Origin of the sequence: Vulcanococcus sp. DEBay_Sum22DG08_74, from assembly GCF_017852955.1 — a bacterium.
Classification (GTDB): domain Bacteria; phylum Cyanobacteriota; class Cyanobacteriia; order PCC-6307; family Cyanobiaceae; genus Vulcanococcus.
This window is the reverse complement of sequence record NZ_JAFMKL010000121.1, coordinates 1-4,678: the sequence shown is the minus strand read 5'-3', so window position 1 is coordinate 4,678 and position 4,678 is coordinate 1. Positions and strand designations below refer to the sequence as shown.

Sequence of the window (4,678 nt, the reverse complement as noted above, 5' to 3'; positions counted from 1 at the left end):
CCTCGGCCTCAGCCTTGGCTTTCGCGGCGGCATCGGCCTGCTCCTGGGCCTTGCGCCAGAGCTCGAGCTGCTGGGGATCGAGATCTGAGCGCAGTTCAGACGGCTGCTCGCCGTAGCGCAGGCGCATGTCCTTGAGCGTCACCCCAGGGGTCTGCTTCTGCTCAAAGCGGGGACTGAGGCGAATGACATCGCCGAGGTTGATCGCGGCCAGTCGCTGCGTGATGCCGTAGGCCAAGGCAAAGCTCACCCCAGCGACCAAGGGGCCCATCCAGATCCTGGGGAGACCATTGGGAGCCTGCTTCTGGGGTGCTCCGGCCTTGGCCATCTCAGCAGGGACGTTGGTGGCTGATGGTAGGCCTGCTCTTAGGTCGTGTAGTCGGCGTTGATGCGCACGTACTGATCGGAGAGGTCACACCCCCAGGCGCGTCCACTCCCAGGTCCAGCACCAACCGAGAGGCGAATCGCAACGGTGTCATCCAAGAGGTAGGTGCCGGCAGCCCGATCGCGCATGTAGGCCGAGGCGGCCGGCCGATCAAAGGCCATGGGTTGGCCAGCTGCCATCAGCTGATGCTCCCCGAGCCAGAGCGCGACGGCAGCAGGCTCGAAGGGGACTCCCGCACGACCCGCGGCAGCGACAATCCGGCCCCAGTTGGGGTCACGGCCATGGACGGCCGTCTTGACCAAGGAGGAGCCACAGACCGTGCGGGCGATGGCCAGCGCATCGGCCTCCGTGGCCGCCCCCTCCACCTGGACCTCCAGCAGGCAAGTGGCCCCTTCACCATCGCGGGCGATGGCCTTGGCCAGGTGTTGCGAGACGGCGGTCACACCCTCCTCCAGGGCCGCATACTGGGCCGGATCCAGAGGGGCGCCAGCGGCAAAGGCCAGGTAGGTGTCGTTCGTACTGGTATCGCCATCGACCGTGATGGCGTTGAAGGAGCGCTGCACCGCGCGGGCAACCATTCCCTGCCAGACCTCAGCGGGAACGCCGGCATCACAGCTGAGATAGCCCAGCATCGTGGCCATGTTCGGGTGGATCATTCCCGAGCCTTTCGCCATCCCACCGATACGAACGGTCTGGCCGCCAAGCTCCGCCTCCAGAGCGATCTGCTTATCAATCAGGTCGGTGGTGAGGATCGCCTGGGCTGCCGCAGGGCCTCCCTCCGACGAAAGGCCTTCCACCACCGGATCGATGGCCTGCAGCAGGGTCTCCATGGGGATCGGGACACCAATCACCCCGGTGGAGCAGATCAGAACCTCGTCCGCCGCAAGCCCCAGGCGATCAGCCACGGCCTGGGTGGCACGGATGCTGTCAACCAGGCCGCGGTCGCCGGTGCAGGCGTTGGCCTGACCTGAATTCGTGAGCACCGCTCTGGCGACACCACCACTGGCCGCCAGGCGATCGGCGCAGAGATCCACGCAGGCCGCTCGCACCAAGGAGGTCGTGAAGGTGCCGGCACAAACGGCGCCCTCTGGAGCCAGCACAAGCGAGAGGTCCGGCTTCCCCGAGGCCTTCAGGCCCGCCGTGATCCCCGACGCCTGAAAGCCCGCAGGTGCGGTCACACCACCATCAATCAACCGCCAGGCGTAGGTCACAGCTGGTGAGCCGCATCAACTCCTGCAATTCTGAGTGCAGGCAGATCAGTGACTCCCCATGGGTCAGGGGCCCCGCTGGCAAGGGCAACAACGGCGCATTGGCCTGACCGGCGGCATCGCCACGGGCAAAAGCACGGTGGGGCGCCTGCTCGAAGCAGAAGGGCTACCTGTTCTTGATGCCGACCAGTACGCCCGTGAGGCCCTGGCACCTGGCAGCCCCGGTGCTGCAGCAGTGCTGGAACGCTTCGGCGACGCGGTTCGAACCAGTGGCACAGGCCCAGAGTGCCCAACGATCGATCGAGGAGCCCTTGGCTCGATTGTCTTCAGCAATCCGACTGACAAGCGCTGGCTAGAGCAACTCGTTCACCCGCTGGTCCGCCAGCGCTTTGAGCTGGCGCTCGCTGAACTCGCAGCTGAATCAACAGTGGTGTTGATGATTCCCCTGCTCTTTGAAGCGGGACTACAAGAGCTCTGCAGCGAGATCTGGCTGGTGGACTGCGACGAAAAGCAGCAATTGGAACGCCTGATGCAACGCGATGGACTCGGTCAGGAAGCGGCCGAGATGCGAATCAAGGCGCAATGGCCAATGCGCAACAAAAGGCAGCAGAGTGATGTTGTGATCAACAACAGCGTGACCAGCGAATCAAATCAACACCTCAAAAAAGGAATTGAGGCGGCACTGTGAGGCCTACTCATTCGCTTGAACTAACGCTTAGCCCTTAAGTTTCTGACTGAGGATCTGATTGGCGAGTTTCGGATCAGCCTTACCACCGGTCTTCTTCATCAGCTGGCCAACAAAGAAGCCCTGCAGTTTGTTCTTACCGCCGCGGAAGGCTTCCACCTCCTCAGGGTGAGCAGCCAGGAGCTCTTCGACGATCGCGGTAATTGCAGCAGGGTCGCTGATCATGCCCAGACCCCGCTCATCGACGATCTTGGCCGGTGAGCCACCCTTCTCCAGCAACTCGGGGAGGATTTCCTTGGCGATCTTGCCGCTGATCTTGCCGCCGTCGATCAGCTTCACCATCTCCGCCACCTGCTCCGGGCGGAAGGCCAGTTCGGAGTAGCTGAGACGGTTGGCATTGACGTAGGCAGCAATGTCACCGGTGATCCAGTTCGCCACACCCTTGGGGTCCGCTCCGGTGGCCACAGCTGCCTCAAAGAATTCCGCCATCGGACGTTCGTCCGTCAGCACACGGGCGTCGTACTGGGACAGACCGAGGTCTTCGGCGTAGCGGTGGCGCTTGGCAGCCGGCAGCTCGGGCAGCTCAGAGCGCCAGCCCTCGCGCAGTTCTGCACTGACCTCAATCGGGCCCAGATCGGGATCGGGGAAGTAGCGGTAATCGCTGGCGCCCTCCTTGCTGCGCATGCTCTTGGTGAGCTGCTTGCCCTCATCCCAAAGGCGGGTCTCCTGAACGATCGGTTCACCCGTTTCGTAGGCCTTGATCTGACGCTGAATCTCGTACTCACAGGCCTTCTGAATGGCCGAGAAGGAGTTCATGTTCTTGATCTCCACCTTCGTGCCGAAAGGCGCATCCGGCCCGCGGCGCACGGAGATGTTGACGTCACAGCGCAGGGAGCCCTCCTGCATGTTTCCGTCGCTGACGCCCAGGTAGCGCATGATCCGGCGGATCTCGGAGGCGTACTCCGCCGCCTCCCGGCCGGTGCGCAGATCGGGCTTGCTCACGATCTCAGCGAGGGCCACACCAGCGCGGTTGTAATCCACCAACGAGTGGGTTGAACCGGCGAGACGATCGCTACCAGCGTGAACCAATTTGCCGGCGTCCTCCTCCATGTGGAGACGCTCAATCCCGATCTTCTTGAGGTAGGTGTCTTTGCCTTTCTCAGCCACCTCAACTTCAATCCAACCGTCCTCGGCGATCGGTTCGTCGTATTGAGAGATCTGGTAGTTCTTGGGCAGGTCCGGATAGAAATATTGCTTGCGATCGAATTTGCTGTGCTCAGCAATATTCAGATTGAGAGCCATGGAGGCCTTCACGGCGTACTCCAGCACCTTCTGATTCAGGACCGGAAGGGTTCCCGGCAGGCCGCACACCACCGGATCGATATGGGTATTGGGATCGTCCCCAAAGGTGGTGGAGGCGCCGGTGAAGATCTTGCTGTTGGTCCCCAGTTGCACATGGGTCTCCAAGCCGATCACTGCTTCCCAGGCGGCCTCAGCTGCCATGTCCCAACTCCGTCAATCGCCTGATCCTATGGAAGGGCCGCTGGTCAGCCCAACGCATCACCTGAAACACTGGCGGTTCGGGTTGGATCGGCCATGACAGCCGCCCAGGGCAACGGAGTTCTGATCCTCGGTGGCGGCCTCATGGGTCTCGCCCTGGCCCATCAGCTCGCCCGGGCAGGTCGCTCCGTTGAAGTGCTCAGCCGCCAGCGCAGCGAAGCCGCTGGTTTTGTAGCCGCCGGGATGCTCGCGCCCCATGCCGAAGGGCTCAGCGGTGATCTGCTGCGCCTCGGCCAAGACAGCCTGCAGCGGATCCCCGGCTGGGTGGAGCAGATCGAAGCCGACAGCGGCCTCTCCTGCGGTCTGCGGGACTGCGGAATCGTGGTGCCCTTCGCCTCAGAAGCGGAGCGCGACATCTATCCCACCGCTCCCTGGGGCCAAGCACTGGATCGTGCAGCCCTCGAACGCGAAATCCCCGGCATCGGACCCGGCTGGCGGGCCGGACTGCTGTTCCAGCAGGACGGACAAATCGATAACCGCCGGCAACTCATGCGCGCGCTGGAGCGCTCCTGTGTCGACCTGGGTGTCCGCTTCCAGGAGGGCGTTGAAGTCCTGGAACTGCTCCAGCGGGACCAGACACTTCGGGGGATCCGCGTCCGCAACGCCGAAGGCGACCTCCAGACCATCGATGCCCGTGAGGCCGTGCTCTGCTGCGGCGCCTGGAGTGCCGACCTGCTGCCGGAGCTGCCGATCTATCCGGTCAAAGGGCAGATGCTCTCGCTGCAGGGCCCCAAAGACGCCCTGCCCCGGGTGATCTTTGGCCCAGGCACCTATTTGGTCCCGCGAGAAGACGGCCTGTTGGTGGTCGGAGCCACCAGCGAACGGGATGCAGGATTCACCACC

The 4,678-nt window shown here is 63.3% G+C and carries 4 protein-coding genes and 1 pseudogene; 2 read left to right on the top strand and 3 right to left on the bottom strand.

The genetic code is table 11. The annotated features are described in order from the left end of the window. A pseudogene (locus QZ184_RS10230) lies at nucleotides 1-325 on the bottom strand (hypothetical protein); the annotation flags it as partial. A 38-nt stretch (nucleotides 326-363) separates the two neighbouring features. Continuing rightward, on the bottom strand, nucleotides 364-1,593 hold the full coding sequence (gene argJ, locus QZ184_RS10225; RefSeq protein ID WP_296419454.1) for a bifunctional glutamate N-acetyltransferase/amino-acid acetyltransferase ArgJ: 1,230 nt from the start codon (nucleotides 1,591-1,593) through the stop codon (nucleotides 364-366). Nucleotides 1,594-1,651: 58 nt separating this feature from the next. Here argJ and coaE point away from each other — a divergent pair, with 58 nt between their 5' ends. Next, nucleotides 1,652-2,278 carry a dephospho-CoA kinase gene (coaE, locus tag QZ184_RS10220; protein ID WP_296419452.1) on the top strand — a complete coding sequence of 209 codons (627 nt, stop codon included), beginning with the start codon at nucleotides 1,652-1,654 and terminating at the stop codon, nucleotides 2,276-2,278. Between the two features lie 27 nt (nucleotides 2,279-2,305). Here coaE and gatB read toward each other — a convergent pair whose 3' ends face one another. Beyond that, entirely contained in the window at nucleotides 2,306-3,778 is a 1,473-nt protein-coding gene (gene gatB, locus QZ184_RS10215; RefSeq protein WP_247476784.1) for an Asp-tRNA(Asn)/Glu-tRNA(Gln) amidotransferase subunit GatB, read from the bottom strand. Between the two features lie 93 nt (nucleotides 3,779-3,871). Between gatB and QZ184_RS10210 the strand changes: the two genes are divergently transcribed. Further along, nucleotides 3,872-4,678 (top strand): FAD-dependent oxidoreductase (locus tag QZ184_RS10210; RefSeq protein WP_296419449.1); only part of this gene is annotated, 807 nt, incomplete at its 3' end.